This window comes from Cognatishimia sp. (genome assembly GCF_964229375.1).
In the GTDB taxonomy this organism is placed as follows: domain Bacteria; phylum Pseudomonadota; class Alphaproteobacteria; order Rhodobacterales; family Rhodobacteraceae; genus Cognatishimia.
On sequence record NZ_CAXREH010000055.1, the window covers coordinates 1 to 20,343 of the forward strand.

Genomic DNA, 20,343 nt, shown 5'->3' on the forward strand with positions numbered 1-20,343 from the left:
CTCAGCGACCAAACCCGTCACAGGCTCGGGCCCCGCGTGCCTTGGATGCTGGTCGGAGTGCCCGGACTGGCGATCGCTGCCTGGCTGCTGCTTAATCCCGTGGACGGCGCGGGATTGCTTTACCTCGTGGCTGTCAGCGCCTGTTTTTTTCTTTTCTATACGGTGCTTGACGTGCCCTACAGCTCGATCGGTCTGGAACTGTCGCCCGACACGCATGCACGGTCTTATCTGGCAAGCTCTAAGGCGGTTTTTCAGGTTATCGGCGCTATTCTGGCCTCGCTTATCCCGGTTCTGGTGACCTCTCAGATGGGCGTTTCCCTTCAGATCATTGCTATGGTGGCCGTTGGATTGATGGTCCTAGGTTTGGTCGCCTTCCTTGCATTTGTCCCCCGGGTTTCCGGTGCACAAAGCCCCGCGCGGGTGGGCTTGCTAGAGGGGTGGAGAGCTGTCCTGGAACACACCGAATTCCGCTTTCTGGCGATTACGTTCTTTGTCGTTCAGGGGGCCAATGCGCTGACCGCTGGCCTGCTGGTGCTTTATATCACACATGTTCTGCAACGCCCTGACTTTGTTGGGCCCTTTTTTCTGATCATGTTCGTTTCGACCGCTGGGTTTCTGCCGCTTTGGGTCTTCCTGTCAAAACGTTTCTCAAAACAGGGCGCGTGGATGACGTCAATCGCCCTGTGCGCCTCTGTTCTTGTCGCTGCAGCGCTTTTTGGTCAGGGCAATCTGGCACTGCTGGTTGCCTTTGCACTCGCCCTGGGCGCGGCCTTTGGCTGTGATGCGATCATGCCCACATCGATGCTTGCCGACCTCGTCTATGAGGGCGACGCTCAAAACGACAGCCGTAGGGCTGCGACATTTCTGGCCGTAAAGAATGCTGTCTCTAAGCTGACCTTCGTCTTGCCCATGGGCCTGGCATTCCCTGTTCTGGATCTTGTGGACTTCAACGAAGGTGGCGCCAATGGCACCGTGCAGGTGACGGCCCTTGTGGTCTTTTTCGCCTGGCTCCCCGCGGCTTTGCGAGGCCTCGCGTTCCTGTTGCTGACCAAGATGAAGTTGCAGAAGGCTGCCGTTTAGGCGCGTCTCTTGTGCTTTCCTATAACAGGCCTGTCTTGGGCTTGCCTTAGGTCTTTCAGGCGTGGCCCTTGACTATGATCGACCTCGTTCACACCTTGATGAAAGGGAAGGGGCAGATTTTTCTCATCAATTGGGGCTCTTGGCTGGTAAGGTCCGTTAGACATTGTTTCGAAGAGGTTTCTTGTCTATTTCTACGATGATCGAGTTAGATTTTTGTTTTTTTTGGATTGTGATGCCGCATGGATAAGAAAAGTGATCCCATGCCAAGTTTGCCGCGGCGGAGCTTTGTTGTTGCCGGCCTTTCTGCGGTTCTCGCAGGTTCGATCGTCGCTCTGGGTGTTCTAGGGAACTTGTCCGAGATCGACAAAGAAACATTCGGCTTTTCGCACGGGACGTTGTTTGCGACAGGGGACGAGCAAAGGTTGCGTGCGTTTCTTGCCCGCGCGTTACAGGACGATCGCATAGATGTCGTGATACTCGGTCACTCAGGAACAGCCGGAGAAACGTCTGCGAACATGAAACTAAGCGAGGCGCGAGCCGAGATGACACGCACGATTGCACTCGAATTTGGCGTTTCACCGGCTCAAGTCAGTTCGACAGGCCTTGGCGGGTCTGCACCATTGGACAAGTTGGACGGAGAAAGTGAACGCGCCTTCCAAGCTCGGCTCGCACGGGTCGAAGTTTCGCTTCAGATGCGCCGATGACCAACAATCGCCTGCTGATCTCGGTAAGTCTCTTATCCGCACTCGCAAGTGCCGCTTTCGTTTGGCTCACTCCAATGCCTTTGCCATTCACGGGCTTTTCGATCGTTGCTGCGGCGGGCTTGGCGGCTTTGTGCACCTTGACGGTTTTGTCTTGGATGCCACCGCGCTGGGTGTGGTCGGACGCAGAACTTTTGCGCCTCGCGTTCCAAAATCGGCATGGCATATCTGAATACGCGGCAGACAGCGCGTTAGAGGCTATAACGAAGGCGCATGCGCGGGCCGAAAACCTGCGCAATTTGTCCGCTGCGATGCGCGAAGATGCGGCCAAACGTATTTCTTCGGTATCTGACAGGTTGGACGCCGCTGCGCGGGAAATTTTCTATACACCGGATCGTCACCGCCAGTTGCGCAATGTGTTGACCCGATCCGTTTTGATTGAAGAGGCCGCCACCGCCCACGCAGCCCTGCGAAAACGAAAACAAGTCCAGACCGAAACAGTCTCAAGGGCGAAACTGATTGCAGCTGTCGACGCCCTGGAGGCAGCATTTGATCAAACAGATTTGCTCGCCGCACGCGGACTATTGGCGGACGTTGACACAGCATCTAGCGTTGCTGAAACCTTACTGAGACCAATGCGACGGCTAGAAACCTTAAACGATAGCAACGCCTCCGTAAAACAGGAGTTACAACGATGAAGACCTTCACAGCGGCCTTAGCCTTGGCCTTCACACTGGTCGCAGAGACCGCATTGGCAAACGCAGGAGATCGCCTCGTAGAGGTCGTGACGGATCCTGTGCGCGACTGTGCCTCAGGATGGAACCAAAACATGCCATTGATCGCCTGGGGTGCCGATGGCGTAGTGGCTTATGCAAATGGGGCCTCGCTTGAAAACAATGGCGGCCTTCTCGGAGAGGCAGGCTTGCCCCTGTCGCTTACCGTCGTCGATAGTTTTGAAGCGCAGCTAGAGGCCTACTTGTCGTGTGAGTCTCCTTACCTGCGTGGCACATTGGGAATGCTGGCGGCCGCGGCACCCGTGACGCAGTTTGACCCACGTTCAGAACAGATTGTTTTTTTCAAACACTCCTTCTCGGCCGGGGATGGCATTGTCGTTGCAGACGGCGTGAACCAAATTCGAGATCTGGCCGGAAAGCGCATTGCGATCCAAGCAAATGGTCCGCATGTCGATTTCGTCGGGCGCATTCTGAGCGATGGTGGCCTTTCTTTTGATGACGTCGAAATTGTCTGGGTCAAAGATCTTACCGGAGATGGCGATACGCCCGCCGAGGCATTTGCGTCGGGGCAGGCCGATGCTGCGGCCGTGATCTTGCCTGATGCGCGTTTCCTGACGTCTGGTGGTACAGTTGGCACCGGGGCAGAAGGTTCGGTTCTTGGGTCAACCATTTTGATTTCAACACAAGAGGCGGCCTCGGTCATTGGCGACTATATCTCTGTGCGCGCCGACTATTTTGACGCCCACCGTGAAGAAATCAGCAAGATGGTCAACATTCTGTTTCGCGCTGAGGAAACGATGCGTGTTTTCATGAGCAAGAGCGGCAATGCACAACAAACCGAGATGGCGCAGTTGATGGCGTCAGAGTTTTTGGGTGGTCTGCCAACCGAAGAGGGTGTTTTTCTTTGGCAAGACGCGATCACAGATGGCTGGGCTGGCAATGCCAAACACTTTAGCGACGCCACTGAAGCCAGACGGTTTGACGTGCTTCTGGGGGAAGTCAATATCGCCTTGCGTGGCGCCGATAGGCTGGATGCTCCCGCAAAGCTGGCAACCGCTGAATGGGATTATACCAAGCTTGTCGATGGTCTAAGCGATCTGGACGACAGACAAATTGCAGCGTTTGACCCAAAAGCTGCGGCCGCCGCAGTACAAAAGCTGCGTCGAACGGGGCAACTTGACGCGAACACAAAGATCAATTTCGAAGTCTATTTTGAGCCGGACAGCACAAGCTTTCCAGTCGCACTCTACGCTCAAGACTTCGAGGAAATTTTGCGACTGGCTTCAACCTATTCCGGTGCGATTATCACCGTGGAGGGCCATTCCGATCCGCTACACTTCCTGCGCCGTGAAAAAGCTGGCGCAGAGAACTCCGAACTGAGAGCAATACGAACGTCCACACAAAACTTGTCGATGGATCGCGCGATTGCGGTTGTCGAAGCGTTGGGAAGCTATTCAGAGGACTTGGGTGTTCGGATGAACCGCGATCAGTTCACCGTTGACGGCGTTGGCATCTCGAGCCCAAGGCACAATCCTCCGGCGACAGAGGCGCAATGGCGCGAAAACATGCGTGTCGTGTTTAGGGTTCTCACCGTTCAAGCGGAAGCGACAACATTTTCTCCTTTGCAATAAGGGCTTGGCATGAAAAATCTGTTTGCAATCGCGGTTAGCCTAATAGTTCTGTTTGTATTTATTTTTCAACAAACGGAAACACGCATTCCAGATCTGTTTAGCAAGCCCACGCCGGTTGATCCTGATTGGTCGTCAATCGCGGCTTGGCCTGACGTAGAGATCAACGACGTCGAAGCGCAACCTGATCCAAACCGTCGCATTACTGCCATTGTTCTGGATGACAGCGGATCCATGGGCGCGGATATGACTGCGGCGAAGCTCGCCGTTATCAAAGCGTTGGATGCAATGTCAGAAGACGATCGCGTTGCGGTTTTGGCATTGAACGCTGGAATGATTTTGCCCTTCGCACATGTTCGCGATGCCCGTGACACGCTGCCGAATTTGCTGCGCCCTGTCAGAAGTGACGGCAGCACACCTTTAACGCGTGCGATCAAAACGGCTCAAACGGCATTGGAAGAAGAAGCCGCATTATCACGGGGCTTTGGAACTTTTCGGCTTATCGTCACGACAGACGGGCAGGCCAACTACGACGAAGCGTTAAATGAAGCGGTTGAAGACTTGGCCGAACGGACGCCAATCCAAGTCACGACAATCGGGATTGGGCTCACCGGACGCCATGTTTTGCGCCGCAGTGACTTGGGCAGCTTCGTGGATGTCTCAAACGTCGATGGGCTTCAAGTCGCCTTGCAAGCGGCCGTTGCCGAGAACACCCAATTTGCAGCGATCACAAGTTTCGACGAGAAGGAAAACTAGGCATGGGACGTCGCGTTGATCTTGAGTGGGACGAATGGAGCCCGGGCCTTGATACAGATGATATGACCATTGCAGAGGTGCTGGCGACAATGCCGGCAGCTGAAGCAGAAGACGTTCCGGAAATCATTAGAAAATACGAAAATCCTGAGAGTCCAGATGCGCTGCCTGGCGCTATTTCACTGGCACGTCACGATTGCATCCATGTCCTCTTGGGCAGAGGGCTGCATGTCCAGGACGAAGCCTTTGTGATCGGAGCAACCATGGGCGCCGCATCAGAGATCACTGGAGAGATTGTCGAACTTTTCATAAAAATCTCGACGACCGAGTACCCCAAACATTGGCGCTTTGAAGAAGACCATATTCCGTCGTTCCGTCTGGGTGTAGGGTTCGCAATGGACAATTTGCGGGCCGCTGATCTGCATTTGATCCCCCTCGAAGAGCCGCATTGGCAGGGCATGACCGTGCGTGAGGCGCGGCGCAAGTTGGGCATCGTAAAAGAAGAACTACGCGCATACTTTCGGAAAGCTGAAATTCTCGTGCCAGGCACACGGAGCACAAGGCGCCTGGACACATCCGCGCACCGTCATGATGTAAAGATCAGTCGCGACAAATAGGTCCATACGGGTGCCCCACGATGCCAAAAATCGAGGCTACCTAGAAGCTCTCGGTGGTGTGGAAATCGCGCGGGTCTTCCAGATCGATCCGGCACCGGATGATTTTTGACACCCTCTGTGGCTTTCAAGGTGACCTAGTCACAGTAGTCTCCAGCGTCATATCTGTCTTGGTCTATCACAAACTTGTAGTCGTGCAGCCACTCCAAGTACTGCAATATTGCACCCAGAATGCAACGAGGACTGTGGCACCCAATACGCTCCTGGTCTAGGACCAAAACATTCGAGGGGGGTGTGCCATCTTCAAAGGAAAATCGCCCGCCAAACTGTGTGCTGTGCCGCGATGTGGTCGGCGGGGGGCGAATATGCGGATGCAAACTGGATACATTGTATAAATCGTTCAGGAACAAGATCAGGGTTGGATGTTTCCTAAGAGAAGCATCCTCCATCAATGCTTGGGGATCTACCGAGGTTGTGTTCAATCCAAAAATCCTGCACGCGAATTGCCCAATCGCGTCAGTCTTCCCAAGCGGCGCACCTTCGAGATAAATAAAGACAGGTCCAAAGCAAGCATCACCTATACAGTTTTCTTTTCTTAAACCCTCGTGATTTGCATGGGATGCTGTGCTCGAAACCGTGATCAAAACGGCTGTTAGCAACAGCTTTAGGCGTGACGTCCAAGAGTGAAATACATGACAATTTCGCAAATTTACTCGTCCTCTATTGCAGGCAAAATCAAATCAAAAAAATCCGGGATCCACTCGGGCGTGAGCAGTATCCTCATTACATTCAGGGCTTCTGTGATTGTTGCGAATGCGCCTGTTCTGTTCAAGAACTCAGTCGGCGCGTTCTGTACGATTTTACCAAGGATCCTGACCGTCGAGGACACGCCGTACTGCGAGGGAGGCGATTTGCGGGCTTGCGTCAAAAGGCATTATCGGCGCGTTAAACAACGGGTGGCCAAAATCGGAGTTTGTGCAAGGCAGACCCAGTACCTCGCAAGCCGCACTTATCAATTGTTCCTGAGCAAAGGGATCGCAAAAGGGATCTGAGTAAAGGACCAGCGGATTGGTAAACAAGAACAGCGCGTAGCCATCAATCCCACAGGCCAAGTCCTTTGGTGTCAGGCCTTTCTTGTCGCGTTCAAGTCGAATTGGCTCGATATCGAAAGGATCTGCATCAGGCCCAATGCCTTGTTCAATGGTCGAAAGGGGGGCACCCAAACAGAACGCCACGCCGGGCGCTCCGATCTCTAGGTTTTGAGCCAATGTCTTTAGTCGGGCGTGGTTCACGTTCGTCGCATCTCTTTTGGGTTTCACGGCAGCCACCCCTCAATCGGGTCGGTGGAATGTTCCTCCAAAAGGCTCGATTTGGATAGGCGGGAATTGGGCACCCATAAAGACGCGGCCAAATACCTAGGCGCGTTTCTTTTCAAACAACGCGTTGCGGCCATATTCTTTTTTCATTTGATACCCAAAGCGCCCGAGTTCGGAGACAATATCAACCTGCCACATCGTATTGTGCTTATGCTCAAAGAAGATGAGTTTTGGGCAGTACTCAAAGGGCACTTCGGTCAGAAGAGGCATCAAAGCGCGGTCTTCAAACCCCTCAATGTCGATTTTCAGAAAGTCGATCTCGGCTTTGCCGTCTTTGGGTAGAAAATGGGTGAGGGGGCAAACGTCGACGGAAATTTTCTCTCCATTTTCGAACGGAGAGCCCAAGCGCGCCTGACCCAAATTGCTTTTGTCTGGCAGGAAAAGCTCCATCCGGCCAAATTCATCCGAGATGGCGCAATCATGCACTTGGACGTTGTCCAACCCGTTCAGGCCAAGATTATGCTCAAGGCGTTTACGCATGCGCGGGTTTGGCTCGAATGCGTGAACTTGCGACCCTTCCGGCGCGACGGCCCCAAGTCTTAGCGAAAAAGAACCGGCGTTTGCTCCGACGTCGAATGCGATGAAGGGCTTGCCTGCAATTTCGCTTAATATGTTGCGTATCGCGCGCTCTTCATGCGTTCGGCCCATGCGCCAAATCTGAAACTCGGTGTTGTTGTCTGACGGGTGCACATGCATGCGGCACCCTTTGTAGTCGACCTCAACGGATTCCAAGTTTCTACGGATCATCCGCTTGATGTGTTTTTGCGCGCTTTCATCGTTGTAGATTTCGCGCAGAAGGTCGTGAGGGAAGCCCATCAGTTTGCACTTTCATAGCGTTTGGAGGCCCGATGCGATGCGAGAAGCTTTGTCAAAAGCTCGTTCATATCAGGGCGATCAAGGAGCTTCCGAGTGGTGTCTTTGTGCGTCTTAACAGCCTTTTCATGCAGCTCGTTAACGATCGCGTCCTGTTTTAGGGCCGCGAGCTGTTTCTTGACCTTAGGCAGGAATACTTGAATCGTCTCTTCAATCTCAAAAGAACCATTTCTCTTTTCGAAGTACTCCAGTCCGACGTAGCTGTCCTTTGCGACCACATTGCCTTTGGTCGACTTTGCCAGATAGGTGTCGGTCGATCTTATGGGATAGTGATTGAGCTGAACCTGCGCATAAGCCCCTTGGGGCGGCAGGCCTTTGTGTTCGCCAACTATATAGTTTTTGTGGATGGCCTCGCCGCTCCCGTCGATCCAGTTGATCGTCGCATCATGTGGGTCTTTGAATTTTGGCCGGTGGTTTGACATGTCATAAGCCGGCACCGACTTGTGAATGAGTGTCTTGATCCCGCGTCTCTTGCTCTTTTTCGGGGATTTTTCAACGCAGGCGGTGAATTGTTCGGTGATCAACGCGTCTTCAAACCGCTGTACGCCGCTACAGCCAAAATCAAGATGCGTCAGTGAAATCACATTGGCCTCTTGGTTCGCTTCAAACAAAGCGTCGAGAGTACGATCGCCAATATGGATATTGATAAATTCATCAACATCCATGGAAATCACCCAATCTGCGTCGCGAAACTCTTTGTGCAGGGGGGCGTAATCAAGAGCACGTAGCTGATGCCGAGGCGATCCAACAAGGTTTGAGTAATTTGGGAGATGTCGAACATGCCCCAGCTCGTCCAAGCGATCCAAAAGTTCAATGGTGCCGTCTGTGCAGTCGTTCGTGAAAATCAAGAAGTCCGTAATTCCAACGACCTGATGAAATGCCAGCCATTCCAGAATGAAGGGGGCTTCGTCTTTCATGCAGGTCACAGCGGTCACGCGTTGTTTGGGTTCGGCTGGGGCGCTGACCTTCGAAAATACGACGACTGTTCCGCCTCGTGACCGCTTTGCGTCATATACGAGGTTCTGCGCGCTCAGAGCTTGGATGCACCGATCAACGCCCTCCAGACCATACACTCTGGGGTGCAGTTCGATCACGACGTGCCGACAAGTCGACAGATCCAGCTCTGACAGAAGGTCAATCTCGCCCCCCTCGATATCCATGACCAACACGGTTGGTGCACAGCGTTTGGCGAGATTATTCAGGTCAATTTGCGGAACTTGAATGCGCCGCGTTGTGTCTGTGTCGTTTTTCAGTGGCGCCAATGACGACGCCCAGAAATGTTCGCGCATCCAAAAGTCTATCGTGGCTGAGGTCGGGGCACATGTGCCAACGCCATGAAGCACCTCGACATTTTCAACACCGTTTAATTTATGGGTTTCCTTGATGACTTGGATAAGGTCTGGGTTCGCCTCAATTGTCGTGACATTGCCTGGGCCGACGATATTTGCAGCAACGGTTGAAACCACACCAACCCCGGCGCCAAGTTCAAGTACGCGATCATCGGCCCGCAAGAGTTTGCGCAAGAGTTTGATTTCACTGGCTTCGTATCTGCCTTTGCGGATGACGTCAGCCATGCGCTCGCTTATGACATTGGGAACAAAGGGAACTTTTATTCCCTGCGTCTCGAGCACTTCGGTGTACATGAACGCCTCCAATCGCTACTGAGGCAGCTGGATCATGAACTGTTGACCAAAGCGGGTTGGGCGGTTGTTCATTCCTTGGGCCCGCATTTCGTCGAGCACGGCCTCTTTGACGTGCATGCGCCCATCACGTTTCCAAAAGAAATCGTCCCCGGCAATGATGCCGCCAGGTTTCACCTTGCGAAATCCCAGTTCGACGTCCTTGCGCACAAATTCGTACAGATGGTTTCCGTCGATATAGATCCAATCGAAGTAGTCATCAGGAAACGAGGACAATACGTCGGCTGAAAAACCCTTGCGTATGCTCACTTGCGGAACGTGGCCGTAGTTCCGCTCTACGTTGCGAAACATTCGGTTCATTTCGGCATGATCCTCGTGTTTCTTATGCGTCCAGTCGTCCGCGTTCTGGTCAGACAGCAGATCCCAGGGGTCAATGAGCGTGAGTTCAGTGGGCGTTGTGACGTCCAAGATCACGCCGGAAAACCCACCGTTCCAAACGCCAATTTCGGCACAGCGGCCCCCTTTTGGCATTTGCTCGAGCATGCGCACCCGATTTTTGTGCCTGTTCGGGGCTTTCACCTCCAGCGCCTTACTCTCGCCTGTCTGGTGGCTAGCTGAAGTGCTTGCCGCCTCTTGAAGTGTGGCCCGAAGGCTTCTGAAGCTGTCCTGTTTCAGCAGGGCATCAAGGCTTTGATTTTGAAATTCTACAGAGCCGAGATGCAGGTTTTTGACCAGCGGATCTTGCATTATCGCTGTTAGTTCAGACGCCGTCGCGTCCTGGTATGCCCAGATGGATGTGTCGACTTCGCCGCCTCGGCACCAACGGTTCCAGTAGTCTATGCCAAGCGTTTCTTTCGTGTGGTTGGCACGTCCTCTGGCACGTTTGAGAAGATAGGCATCGATCGAGCGCACTGCATAGTGGTTCACTTGCGCAATATCGTAGCCAAAGTCTTTCTCTGGCCGCTTTGGATCGCTCTTCGCGTCCTGTTCCTGCCAAACACATCCCCATTTTTGCGAGTCTGCCGCAGCCTCGTCAAAAACAGGCCCATGCAGCCCCATGCGTTCAACCGCCTCGCTTGGTTTGAACAGCGTTTTCACAAAGCGCCCTTCGGTGTCTGAGGCCGGGCTTGCGGGCTCTGCGTCAACGTAAGCGCGGGTGCAGAAATCCGGATGGGCATCGGTGTGCCCATTGTTAGAGAAAAGCCGCCAGGCAACAGGTATCGCGTCGGCAGTCTCAAATCGGGCTATCAAGTCATCTACTTTTCTCGCGCCGACTTTGATGTTCAAAAATTCGTCGGCATCGCAGACAAAAACCCAGTCCGCAGATTTGTAGAGCGCGTGTTCTTTCGCGTATTTCAACGCGGATTTGTGCGGGCCTCGTCGCAGAACTTTATTCCGGACATGCGTCAGCAGTCCGTTTTGCTGGAGTCTGTCGAGTAATAGATCAGTGCCGTCACTACAGTCGTTGGTGTAAATTAAGAAATCTGTGAAACCCAAAACACGGTAATGCGCCAACCATTCCAGCAAGAACGGCCCTTCATCTTTCATCGTTGAAATGATCAGTTTAGAAAGCTGCTTTGCCATTGTTCACTATTTAATTCACTGCTTTTTGCAAGACTCACATAGCCTCGAAAAAACTTCAAACATTAATTCTTACCAAGACGCTCAAAAAGGAATCGCACAAGGAACTAGGCTCAAAATCCTTAACAAATTCTTTCCAAACGCTTGAAAATTACGGGTCAGGCGCGAGGTCGCTACAGGAGCACTCCCAAGGGTTGTGTAATGCACCGAGACCGCTTGATGTCGCCGCAATGATTGAAATAGTTTGCCATCAAAAAAACGTAAACCTGTGGTCTATTCTGAGCAAATAAGAATTCTGGAGAGCAACATGAATGCGGAAACGAAAGGTTTTCTCGAAGACCTTGCCTCATCTAAAACGAGCGGTGATTGGACCGAGGCGTTCGAAAACTATGTCGACTGTTTGCCAAATGCGAGCATCGAGTATCTTGGGCTAGATGAAACAAGCTTTCTTGTTGAGCGCGACAAGACATTGCTTTTTTCAATCCAGATGATCGAAGACATTCTCTCTGAAAGTGCGGATTCATTTCCGATCGGATGGCTGGAAGCAGAAGCCAATGGCTGGAGCTTTCTGGGTGTGACCTCGTTGGCCAACAACTTGGGCTCGCCAAACGATGTCGGGGTTTATGTTCGTCGATTGGCCGAAACCAATTTTTTTGATGCCTTCGAGGACGTCATTTTTGTCGGGGCAAAGACGTCAAGCCAGCTTGCGTTGGATTGCTCTAAACTGTGTCGAAACTCCAAGTTGGTGTTGATCCAGCCCGAGCGCCAGGTTGACCAGTCAGTCGGGGACATTGTTGCCCGGTTAGAGACTGTTCCAGTCAATACAGATCCAAAGTCCGCACAAAGCGCAATCGTTGTGAGCGATCCGACCTACAAAGACTTGGTGCAGGATGTGTCTCAGCAGTTTCCGGGCGATGTTGCCGTCCTGAACTGTCATCACTTGGGCGCGCGCACCTATCAATTCCTGCATGCGTTCGGCCTGCTTTCCAAGGTTTTGGCGATGGGCACTAAGCCCGGTGCCGAGACAACAGGTTTCTACGCAGCGCTTCGGCAAGAGAAGCGCTCAAGTCGCGCATATTGGCGCAATGTGCTGCGGAAACTGGACACAGACGCAAAGCCCAATTTGAGCCGAGTGCTTTGTGAAAATGTGCACGAACGTTTGGGCGGACGCATTTTCCGGCGAGAGCTGCAACGTCTTTCTGAAACTGCGTCTTAGCAGCTAACGCCGACCCAGAATGTTTGGACGGGTTTCCTGCGGTTTACGTGCCTAACTTCACGGGCCGTTGCGCGCCATGGTCCGTCCAAACACGCCAGCAATGCCCCAATGAAACGCCAATGCGTCGTAGCTGGTCGGAACCTTGAACCTCCTTCGCACAAAATCCAGCCAAATGCCGAAGGGTCGACCGGAAAACAGCAAGAGGCCTGCAACGCCGATACACCCCCTTACGACCTCTTCAAGCGAGGCACCGGCGAGGATTAAGGCGGCCGCGTAGATCGGCACATTAAAGCTGAGGGACACAAACGTATCCAGAAAAAAGGCGCGGCTTTGGGTTAGGTAGGCATTTATCGGCAAGCGGAACACGAAATCGCGCCACACACCGTAAATGCGTGCGGTGAGAATGATCAGCGGAGATCCGATCATGCACGCTGCAAGGACTTCTGGCCAGTCCATTCCAGCGATGAAGCGTTCGTTCAACCCGCTGGCAACCGTGAAAAAACTAAGCATGGCAATAGCGTCGGCCAGATAGACGCGTGCTCTCAGCCCGGAGGGTGCGCCGGTGTCCTGGTCTTTTGTTTTCTTCATGGCATCCACGCGCGAATAAGGATGGATAACATTATGGCTTTGGGCGCATGTTTTCCCGCTGATGTGCACCGCTGCCAAATAGCGTCCGCTCCTCGCTCTCATCCAGAGGTTGTTGACTTTCTATGGGACGCTAGACGTCAGATGCGTGGGTGTAGCGATTGGCCGCGACGCGTCCATGTCAGATTCCGACCTAGCGTTTTTGGCTGGAGGCCTCTCGCGGTTTGGATAATCGCCGCCAGAGATTCAGGGCGTTTTACGGGTCGAAGGCATGCCTTTGTTGGAGGGGCAGTTGCTGTATTCCGTGGCCTGTTTCGGCAGCGGCCCCCTTGAGTCCATCACACGGCGCAACTCGATTGATCCGGCCTACGCGAGACGCACAACCTCAGGGACAGTGCCGCGCATCAATGCCTTCGCACGTGACGCGCCGTCGCGAAAATTCCGCTCGCACAGGGGCAGGAATTCGATATCAATGCTGCTGTGAGCGCCGTTTTACGAGTATTAGAATTAGGATCACTGGCCATGTCGCAGCACGCTATAACCGACCATTGGACGCAGGCATTTGCCGAGGCTTGGGGAAAGAGCGCCGGTCTGTCGCGGCTGGATGGCGAGTTTGATCTGAACTTTCTGGCGCAGGTGCCTGATGGCGCAAGCTATGTCGTGAAAGTCATGCGCGCGGACTGCGAAGAGGGCTTGGTCGACTTGCAGATCAAAGCGCTGGAGCATCTTGCCGCGCAATCGCCCAAGCTGATGGTGCCGCAGGTGCTTTCGGCCAAAGACGGTCAGCATTTTCAACGTATTAAGGATCAGGACGGCAATGCGCGCCTTGTCTGGGTGCTCGAGCGTTTGGCGGGGCATTGCTATGCAGACCTTGCGACCAAAGAGCCTGCTTTGATCCATCATCTTGGCCAAGAACTTGGACGCATCACGCAGGCATTGAAGCCCTTTCACCATCCGGCGCTTAACCGCGATTTTAAATGGAATCTGGTGCAGGGTGATTGGATTGAAAAGGAACTGGATTGCATCACGGACGCGAACCGCCGCGCCATTTTGCAAACCATTTGTTCAGAGTTTTCCCGCGCAAAACCCGAGCTTGTCGCCCTGCCGACCCAAGCGCTCCACAATGACGTCAACGACTATAACGTGCTGGTTGAAAGCTTTGCGTCGCAAAAACCTGCTCTAAGCGGCATTATCGACCTTGGCGATATGTGTGCTGGCCCCAAGATCTGCGACCTTGCCATCGCGGGGGCCTATGTCGTGTTGGATCATCCTGATCCGGAAAAGGCCCTCAGTGCTTTGGTCGCAGGCTTTCACGACAGCAATCCTTTAGGTGCGGCCGAAGTTGATCTGATCTGGCCACTGTTGCGGATGCGATTGGCGGTCAGCGTGGTGAATTCGACGCTGATGGCACAGGATGTTCCAGATGATCCATATGTGACGATCTCTCAGGCCCCCGCCTGGCGTTTTCTCGAATCCGCAGCGATCAACGGCGATCTGCTGACGTCGCGGCTTCGGGTTGCGTGCGGCCTGCCGGTTGTAGAGGGTGCCGACCGCGTGCTGGCGTGGCTCGATCAAGAGCGTGGAAATTTCGCACATATCATGGGTCGGGATGTCAGCGATGCGCCGATGGGATCACTGTCTGTCGAAACCTCTACATGGCCGCAAAACCCGTTTGATCTGCCCATTGAGGAAGCCGCACGCGTCGGCGAAGAATTCGACGTGGCTGGCGAGATTTGGTTGGGGTATTACCACGAGCCGCGTCTGATCTATGCAGATCTGGGGTTCCGCAAGGGGCCTTGGAAAGCCAGTGATCGGCGGACAGTGCATCTTGCGGTTGATGCTTTTACCGACGCAGGCCACCCGATCCACGCGCCGATGGAAGGCGAGGTGGTTGTGGCCGAGTATCGCGCTGGGCATCTGGATTATGGCGGCGTCATCATTTTGCGCCATAAAACCCCCAACGGCGATCCATTCTATACGCTTTATGGCCATCTCAACCCCGAGTTTCTGGACCGCCTGTCAATCGGAAGCATGGTCGCGAAGGGCGAGGCCTTCTGTTGTCTGGGCGACTATACGATGAATGGCGGCTGGTCCCCGCATGTGCACTTTCAAATTGCGATGACAACGCATGGGATTGAATCCGACTGGCCAGGGGTGGGCGATCCCGATGACATGGAGTTCTGGCGGGCCATTTGTCCAAATCCGGCGGCGCTGATGAACTTGCCGGACGAAAAAGTGCGTTATGCACCAACCGACAAAGCGACGGTTCTGGCGGATCGCAAAGACAAGTTTGGCAGCAATCTCAGTCTGACATATTCCGACCCTGTGATGCTCGTGCGTGGCTGGAAACACCATATGTTTGATGAATGGGGCCGCCCGTATCTGGACGCCTATAACAACGTGCCGCACACGGGGCATGCTCACCCGCGCATTCAGGCGGTGGCGTCGGATCAGCTTAAGCGGATGAACTCTAACACCCGCTATCTTCATCCGGCACAGACCGCCTTTGCCGACAAGATCCTTTCAAAGCTGCCCAGCCAGTTTGAGGTCTGTTTCTTTGTGAATTCCGGCAGCGAAGCAAATGAGTTGGCTCTGCGTCTGGCACGCGCGCATACCGGTGCGAAAGGGATCGTGACGCCGGATCATGGCTATCACGGTAATACCAATGACGCGGTGGCGATCTCGGCCTATAAGTTCAACAAACCCAATGGGATAGGCAAAGCGGATTGGGTCGAGCTGGTCGACGTGGCCGATGACTATCGCGGCCGTTTCACGCGCGAGGATCCTGATCGCGCTGCCAAGTTCGCTGATCTGCTGGATCCGGCTATCGCGCGGCTGAAGGCTGGCCCGCATGGTGTTGCTGGCTTTATCGCCGAAACCTTTCCGTCCGTTGGCGGGCAGATCATCCCGCCCAAAGGCTATCTTGCCAAAGTCTATGAAAAAATCCGCGCAGTAGGCGGCGTATGTATTGCCGATGAGGTGCAGACCGGGCTTGGCCGTTTGGGCGCGTATTATTTCGCGTTCGAACATCAAGGCGCGCTGCCTGACATGGTCGTTCTGGGCAAACCGCTTGGCAACGGGCACCCGATCGGGGCGGTGATCACAACGCGCGCCATTGCCGAAAGCTTTGACAATGGGATCGAGTTTTTCTCAACTTTCGGCGGCTCGACCCTGTCGTGTCGGATTGGCAAAGAGGTCTTGGACATCGTCGATGACGAAGGCCTGCAAGAGAACGCGCGCGTGATGGGCGCACGTCTGATGGACGGGTTGCACGACATTCAATCGCGTCATCCATCGGTCGGAGATGTGCGAGGTATGGGGCTGTTTGTGGGCGTAGAGCTGATCCACCAAGACGGCTCCGAGGCCACGGATATCTGTGCCTATGTCAAGAACCGTATGCGTGAGCACCGCATTCTGATTGGCAGCGAGGGGCCAAAGGACAATATCCTTAAGATCCGTCCCCCTCTGTCCATCGACGCAGAAGACATCGACATGCTGGTGCATGTGCTAGACAGCGTGTTGTCCGAGTTGAAACCCTAGATACAGCGGCCGCCGTCAACTTCCATGCAAACGCCGGTAACCATGCTGGCTTCGTCCGAGCAAAGATAACAGGCCGCGTTGCCCATATCTTCGGGTGTCGAAAACCGTCCAATCGGGATCGTGGACAAAAACTTGGCGCGGACTTCTGGGGTGTCTTCGCCCATGAAGGTTTTCAGCAGCGGCGTGTCGCCTGCCACCGGATTGATCGCGTTGACCCGAATGCCCAGCGGGGCCAGCTCTACCGCCATGCCTTTGGTCGCATTGTTCATCCAGCCCTTGGACGCATTGTACCAGTTCAGTCGGGGACGCGGGCTGACGCCTGCGGTGCTGGCGACATTCAGAATCGTACCGGACCCTTGTTTCTTGAACAGCGGCACGACATGTTTCGCGGTCAGATAGACCGACTTGCAGTTCACCGCGAAGACTTTGTCAAAATCCGCTTCGCTGACCTCTTCCATAGGGGCGGGCAGGTGGGTGGTGCCTGCGTTATTCACCACAATGTCGATCCCGCCCAATTGGTCCATGGCCACAGCCACCATGTCCTGAACGCTTTGATCCAGCGCGACATTCGTGTGGGTTGCCTTGGCGCCCAATTCGTCCGCAAGGGCCTGCGTGCCTTCAAGGTTAAGGTCCGCAATAAGAACCTGCGCCCCTTCTGCGGCGAACTTGCGTGCGATGCCTTCGCCAAACCCCGAGGCTCCGCCGGTGATGATTGCTCGTTTGCCTGCCAGTCTCATCTGGGTCTCCTATCCGTGCCGTGCGGCGACTGTTTTGAGCGAGGTAAAACCATAAAGGGCTTCGAACCCTTTCTCTCGCCCGTGTCCTGAAAGGCCGTGGCCCCCAAAGGGCAACTCAACCCCACCTCCTGCGCCGTAGTTGTTAAGAAACACCTGACCGGCATGCAATTTCTTGGCCAGACGCATTTGGCGCGACCCGTCTTTGGTCCAGCAGCTTGCCACCAGACCAAATGGGGTGCCGTTCGCGATGGCGACGGCCTCGTCTTCGGTGCTGAAGGGGATGACAACTTGAACGGGGCCAAAGATCTCGTCCTGGGCCAGAACATGATCGGGCGTGACATTGGCAAACAGGGTCGGTGCGACATAGGCGCCGCCAGCGGGGGCGTCGTCCACCACTTGACCCTGCGATACGATCTTTAGATCCTTGCCCTTGGCGATAAAGCTCTCAACGATGTCCTTCTGGCGGCGTGAGACCAGCGGGCCGACGTTCAGATCACGCAGCGCCGGGCCTGCACGCAGGGCGCTATAGGCCTTGGCCATAGCCGCAACGACGTCGTCAAAGCGGCTTTCGTGCACAAGGATGCGCGAGGACGCCGAACAGGTCTGGCCCGCGTTCTGGATCCCAGCATTCACCAGAAACGGCAACGCGTCTTGTAGATCAGCATCTTCAAACACCAGTTGCGGGGATTTCCCGCCCAGCTCCAGCGTGACCGGAACGACGTTGTCCGCCGCCGCCTTCTGAATGAGTTTTCCAACAGGAACAGAGCCTGTGAACGACAGATGACGCACCGACGGGTGGTGGGACAGCGCCGCACCCGCTTCGGCACCAAGCCCCGGCACAACATTCAGCGCGCCATCAGGCAGCCCCGCTTGGCGCGCCAGCTCGGCAAAGGCGAGGGCGGTCAAACAGGCCTCTTCTGCGGGTTTCAGCACGCAGGCATTGCCCGTGGCCAAAGCCGCGCCAACAGAACGCCCGATGATTTGCATGGGATAGTTCCAAGGCACGATATGGCCCGTCACCCCATGCGGTTCACGCAGGGTATAGACCGTATAGCCGTCCAGATAAGGAATGGTCTCGCCATGCAGCTTGTCCGCTGCGCCGCCATAGAATTCCATATAGCGCGCCAACGCCATTGCATCCGCTCGCGCCTGGGTCAGCGGTTTGCCGACATCCAGCGCCTCTAGGCGTGCCAGCTCGTCGATGTTCTGCAGCACCAATTGCCCGATCTTGGCAAGGACGCGGCCCCTTTCGGCCGCCGTTGCGCGGCCCCAGTCCCCCGATAGGGCGGCTTGGGCAGCCTCAACAGAGCGATCTATGTCATCAGCAATGCCCTTGGCAATCTGACACAGGGTGCTCCCGTCGCTCGGGTTCACCAGCTCGAGGGTTTCGCCAGCTTGCGAGGGCTGCCAGCGGCCGCCAATGAAACAATGCGTGGGGTCGATGCCTAGAATTTTCATATGTCAGTGCTCGTTGAAGGAGAGGGCAGCTTGGGGGCTGCGGCAATCAGTTTGCGGGTGTAGGCAGACGTCGGCGCGTCAAACACACGGTCGGTGTCGCCTTGCTCGACAATCTTGCCGCGCTGCATGACCAGAATGCGGTCGGCAATGGACCTGACGACGCTGAGATCATGGGTGATGAAGAGATAAGTCAGGCCATATTCGCGCGACAGATCGACAAGCAAATCCAGCACCTGCGCGCGCACAGAGACATCGAGCGCCGAGACGGCTTCGTCCAGAATGATCAACTCGGGGCGAATAATCAGGGCGCGCGCGATGGCGATCCTTTGACGCTGCCCGCCCGAGAATTCATGCGGGTATTTGTGTTTGTCCGACGGCTTAAGCCCAACAGAGACCAAGGCCTCGTCGATCTCTTTTTCCGTTGCTGCGCGATCCAAGCGGAAGAACGGCTCGCTGACCAATCGGGCGACCTTGTGGCGCGGGTTAAAAGATCCGTAGGGATCCTGAAACACCACCTGCATCCGCCGTTGCGTGGCGTCAGACGTCACCGGCGCGCCGTCCAGCGTGATCTGCCCTGACTTCAGCGGTTCTAGCCCAAGAATACAGCGCGTCAGCGTGGACTTGCCGCAGCCGCTTTCGCCAACCAATCCCAGACATTCGCCTTTTCGGATGTCAAAACTCACGTCATTGACCGCCAGAAATTCACCCGGCGCGCCGAAAATAGATTTTCGCGGCAGCGTATAGCTGCGTACCGCGTTTTCGACTTTCAGGATCGTGTCCGAGCTGTCTTGTGTCAGTTGATCTGGCTGATGGGTCGAGGCCGCAAACAACTGTTTGGTATAGGGGTGCTGCATGTCAGCTTGCAGCGTGGCGGCGTTGCCGCGTTCGACCACTTCACCGGTTTTCATGATGACAATCTTGTCAGCCAATCCGGTGACCACGGCCAAGTCATGGGTGATGAACATCATGCTCATTCCGTCCTCAGACACCAGTTGTTTCAAAAGCTGCAGAATTTCGGCCTGTGTGGTGACGTCAAGCGCGGTTGTCGGCTCGTCGGCGATCAACAGTTTTGGCCGCAACGCAATCGCCATCGCGATCACGACCCGCTGCCGTTGTCCGCCGGACAATTCGTGGGGGTATCTGCTCATTGGGAATTGCTCTGGAGGCAATTCACATCGGGTCAGGGCCTGCGCCGCGCGCTCCATCGCTTCGGCGCGGCTGACCTTTTCGTGGATCAGAATGGTCTCGGCCACCTGTTGGCCAATGGTCTGAACCGGATTAAGCGCGGTCATTGGTTCTTGAAACACCATACCCGCGACGCGCCCCCGCAGCCCGCACATGATGGTGTCGTCGGCGTTCAGCACGTCTGTACCATCCAGCATAATGCGCCCTTGCGCGGCGGATCCTTCGGGTAACAACTGCAGGACGGAAAAGGCCGTCATCGACTTGCCGGAGCCACTTTCGCCAATGATGCCACAGACTTCACCCTCGGCGATGTCCAGCGAGACGTCTTTCAGGATCGGCGTGTCGTGGATTGCCAGCGACAGGTTCTGAATGGACAAAAGGCTCATCGTCCCGTCCTCCGCAACCGTGGGTCCAGCAGATCGCGCAGCCCATCACCCGCAAGGTTAAGCCCCAGCACGGTCAGCAGAATCGCAAAGCCCGGAAATAGGGCCAGATGCGGCGCCAGCGAGATCAGCGTCTGGCTTTCCGCCAGCATACGCCCCCAGCTTGGGATCGGGGGCTGCGCGCCCAGACCGACATAGCTTAGCCCCGCCTCGGCTAGGATACCCAGCGAGAACTGAATGGTGCCCTGAACGATCAGCA

The 20,343-nt window shown here is 55.0% G+C and carries 17 protein-coding genes; 8 read left to right on the forward strand and 9 right to left on the reverse strand.

What is annotated here, in order from left to right; all coding sequences use genetic code 11:
• The 6 genes from ACEQWH_RS04105 to ACEQWH_RS04130 all read left to right on the forward strand — a co-directional run.
• Positions 1-1,080 (forward strand): MFS transporter (locus ACEQWH_RS04105; RefSeq protein ID WP_370228444.1); only part of this gene is annotated, 1,080 nt, incomplete at its 5' end.
• Positions 1,081-1,319: 239 nt separating this feature from the next.
• Entirely contained in the window at positions 1,320-1,784 is a 465-nt protein-coding gene (locus ACEQWH_RS04110; RefSeq protein ID WP_370228445.1) for an OmpA family protein, read from the forward strand.
• Positions 1,781-2,479: a hypothetical protein gene (locus tag ACEQWH_RS04115; protein ID WP_370228446.1), complete on the forward strand. Its 699-nt coding sequence runs from the start codon at positions 1,781-1,783 to the stop codon at positions 2,477-2,479. Before ACEQWH_RS04110 ends, ACEQWH_RS04115 begins: the two co-directional genes overlap by 4 nt.
• Positions 2,476-4,146 (forward strand): ABC transporter substrate-binding protein, encoded by a 1,671-nt coding sequence (locus tag ACEQWH_RS04120; protein ID WP_370228447.1) that lies wholly within the window; start codon positions 2,476-2,478, stop codon positions 4,144-4,146. Before ACEQWH_RS04115 ends, ACEQWH_RS04120 begins: the two co-directional genes overlap by 4 nt.
• Before the next feature lie 9 nt (positions 4,147-4,155).
• A complete protein-coding gene (locus tag ACEQWH_RS04125; protein WP_370228448.1) occupies positions 4,156-4,899 on the forward strand; it encodes a VWA domain-containing protein in 744 nt (247 codons plus the stop codon).
• 2 nt (positions 4,900-4,901) lie between these two features.
• Positions 4,902-5,513 (forward strand): hypothetical protein, encoded by a 612-nt coding sequence (locus tag ACEQWH_RS04130; RefSeq protein ID WP_370228449.1) that lies wholly within the window; start codon positions 4,902-4,904, stop codon positions 5,511-5,513.
• Positions 5,514-6,370: 857 nt separating this feature from the next.
• Here ACEQWH_RS04130 and ACEQWH_RS04135 read toward each other — a convergent pair.
• From ACEQWH_RS04135 to ACEQWH_RS04150, 4 genes are all read right to left on the reverse strand, one after another.
• On the reverse strand, positions 6,371-6,829 hold the full coding sequence (locus ACEQWH_RS04135) for a hypothetical protein (protein ID WP_370228450.1): 459 nt from the start codon (positions 6,827-6,829) through the stop codon (positions 6,371-6,373).
• A 96-nt stretch (positions 6,830-6,925) separates the two neighbouring features.
• Positions 6,926-7,702 (reverse strand): FkbM family methyltransferase, encoded by a 777-nt coding sequence (locus tag ACEQWH_RS04140; RefSeq protein WP_370228451.1) that lies wholly within the window; start codon positions 7,700-7,702, stop codon positions 6,926-6,928.
• Positions 7,702-9,333: an FkbM family methyltransferase gene (locus tag ACEQWH_RS04145; RefSeq protein ID WP_370228452.1), complete on the reverse strand. Its 1,632-nt coding sequence runs from the start codon at positions 9,331-9,333 to the stop codon at positions 7,702-7,704. The genes ACEQWH_RS04140 and ACEQWH_RS04145 overlap by 1 nt, the downstream gene beginning before the upstream one ends.
• 84 nt (positions 9,334-9,417) lie before the next feature.
• Positions 9,418-10,983 (reverse strand): glycosyltransferase family 2 protein, encoded by a 1,566-nt coding sequence (locus tag ACEQWH_RS04150; RefSeq protein WP_370228453.1) that lies wholly within the window; start codon positions 10,981-10,983, stop codon positions 9,418-9,420.
• Between the two features lie 304 nt (positions 10,984-11,287).
• Here ACEQWH_RS04150 and ACEQWH_RS04155 point away from each other — a divergent pair, with 304 nt between their 5' ends.
• Entirely contained in the window at positions 11,288-12,196 is a 909-nt protein-coding gene (locus ACEQWH_RS04155; protein ID WP_370228454.1) for a hypothetical protein, read from the forward strand.
• A 57-nt stretch (positions 12,197-12,253) separates the two neighbouring features.
• On the opposite strand, the gene alaE is transcribed toward ACEQWH_RS04155, so the two are convergent.
• Positions 12,254-12,853, reverse strand: a complete 600-nt coding sequence (alaE, locus tag ACEQWH_RS04160; RefSeq protein ID WP_372521384.1) for an L-alanine exporter AlaE — start codon at positions 12,851-12,853, stop codon at positions 12,254-12,256.
• Positions 12,854-13,303: 450 nt separating this feature from the next.
• On the opposite strand from alaE, the gene ACEQWH_RS04165 reads away from it, so the two are divergent.
• Positions 13,304-16,321, forward strand: coding sequence for an aminotransferase class III-fold pyridoxal phosphate-dependent enzyme (locus ACEQWH_RS04165; protein ID WP_370228456.1), 3,018 nt, complete (start codon positions 13,304-13,306; stop codon positions 16,319-16,321).
• Here the strand turns inward: ACEQWH_RS04165 and ACEQWH_RS04170 are convergent.
• The 4 genes from ACEQWH_RS04170 to ACEQWH_RS04185 all read right to left on the reverse strand — a co-directional run.
• Positions 16,318-17,058 carry an SDR family oxidoreductase gene (locus ACEQWH_RS04170; RefSeq protein WP_370228457.1) on the reverse strand — a complete coding sequence of 247 codons (741 nt, stop codon included), beginning with the start codon at positions 17,056-17,058 and terminating at the stop codon, positions 16,318-16,320. The two genes, ACEQWH_RS04165 and ACEQWH_RS04170, sit on opposite strands and share 4 nt — an antisense overlap.
• 9 nt (positions 17,059-17,067) lie before the next feature.
• Positions 17,068-18,516 carry an aldehyde dehydrogenase family protein gene (locus ACEQWH_RS04175; RefSeq protein ID WP_370228458.1) on the reverse strand — a complete coding sequence of 483 codons (1,449 nt, stop codon included), beginning with the start codon at positions 18,514-18,516 and terminating at the stop codon, positions 17,068-17,070.
• Entirely contained in the window at positions 18,513-20,087 is a 1,575-nt protein-coding gene (locus tag ACEQWH_RS04180; RefSeq protein ID WP_370228459.1) for an ABC transporter ATP-binding protein, read from the reverse strand. The genes ACEQWH_RS04175 and ACEQWH_RS04180 overlap by 4 nt, the downstream gene beginning before the upstream one ends.
• The coding region (locus ACEQWH_RS04185; protein WP_370228460.1) for an ABC transporter permease subunit at positions 20,084-20,343 on the reverse strand (260 nt) is incomplete at its 5' end. The genes ACEQWH_RS04180 and ACEQWH_RS04185, both read right to left, overlap by 4 nt.

Excerpts from the sequence above, each read along its gene's own strand:
- ACEQWH_RS04120 (WP_370228447.1), top strand. The coding sequence starts at position 2,476 with ATGAAGACCTTCACAGCGGCCTTAGCCTTGGCCTTCACACTGGTCGCA.
- ACEQWH_RS04180 (WP_370228459.1), bottom strand. The coding sequence starts at position 20,087 with ATGAGCCTTTTGTCCATTCAGAACCTGTCGCTGGCAATCCACGACACG.
- ACEQWH_RS04140 (WP_370228451.1), bottom strand. The coding sequence starts at position 7,702 with ATGGGCTTCCCTCACGACCTTCTGCGCGAAATCTACAACGATGAAAGC.
- ACEQWH_RS04175 (WP_370228458.1), bottom strand. The coding sequence starts at position 18,516 with ATGAAAATTCTAGGCATCGACCCCACGCATTGTTTCATTGGCGGCCGC.
- ACEQWH_RS04150 (WP_370228453.1), bottom strand. The coding sequence starts at position 10,983 with ATGGCAAAGCAGCTTTCTAAACTGATCATTTCAACGATGAAAGATGAA.
- ACEQWH_RS04145 (WP_370228452.1), bottom strand. The coding sequence starts at position 9,333 with ATGGCTGACGTCATCCGCAAAGGCAGATACGAAGCCAGTGAAATCAAA.
- ACEQWH_RS04155 (WP_370228454.1), top strand. The coding sequence starts at position 11,288 with ATGAATGCGGAAACGAAAGGTTTTCTCGAAGACCTTGCCTCATCTAAA.
- ACEQWH_RS04170 (WP_370228457.1), bottom strand. The coding sequence starts at position 17,058 with ATGAGACTGGCAGGCAAACGAGCAATCATCACCGGCGGAGCCTCGGGG.
- ACEQWH_RS04115 (WP_370228446.1), top strand. The coding sequence starts at position 1,781 with ATGACCAACAATCGCCTGCTGATCTCGGTAAGTCTCTTATCCGCACTC.
- ACEQWH_RS04130 (WP_370228449.1), top strand. The coding sequence starts at position 4,902 with ATGGGACGTCGCGTTGATCTTGAGTGGGACGAATGGAGCCCGGGCCTT.
- ACEQWH_RS04165 (WP_370228456.1), top strand. The coding sequence starts at position 13,304 with ATGTCGCAGCACGCTATAACCGACCATTGGACGCAGGCATTTGCCGAG.
- ACEQWH_RS04110 (WP_370228445.1), top strand. The coding sequence starts at position 1,320 with ATGGATAAGAAAAGTGATCCCATGCCAAGTTTGCCGCGGCGGAGCTTT.
- ACEQWH_RS04125 (WP_370228448.1), top strand. The coding sequence starts at position 4,156 with ATGAAAAATCTGTTTGCAATCGCGGTTAGCCTAATAGTTCTGTTTGTA.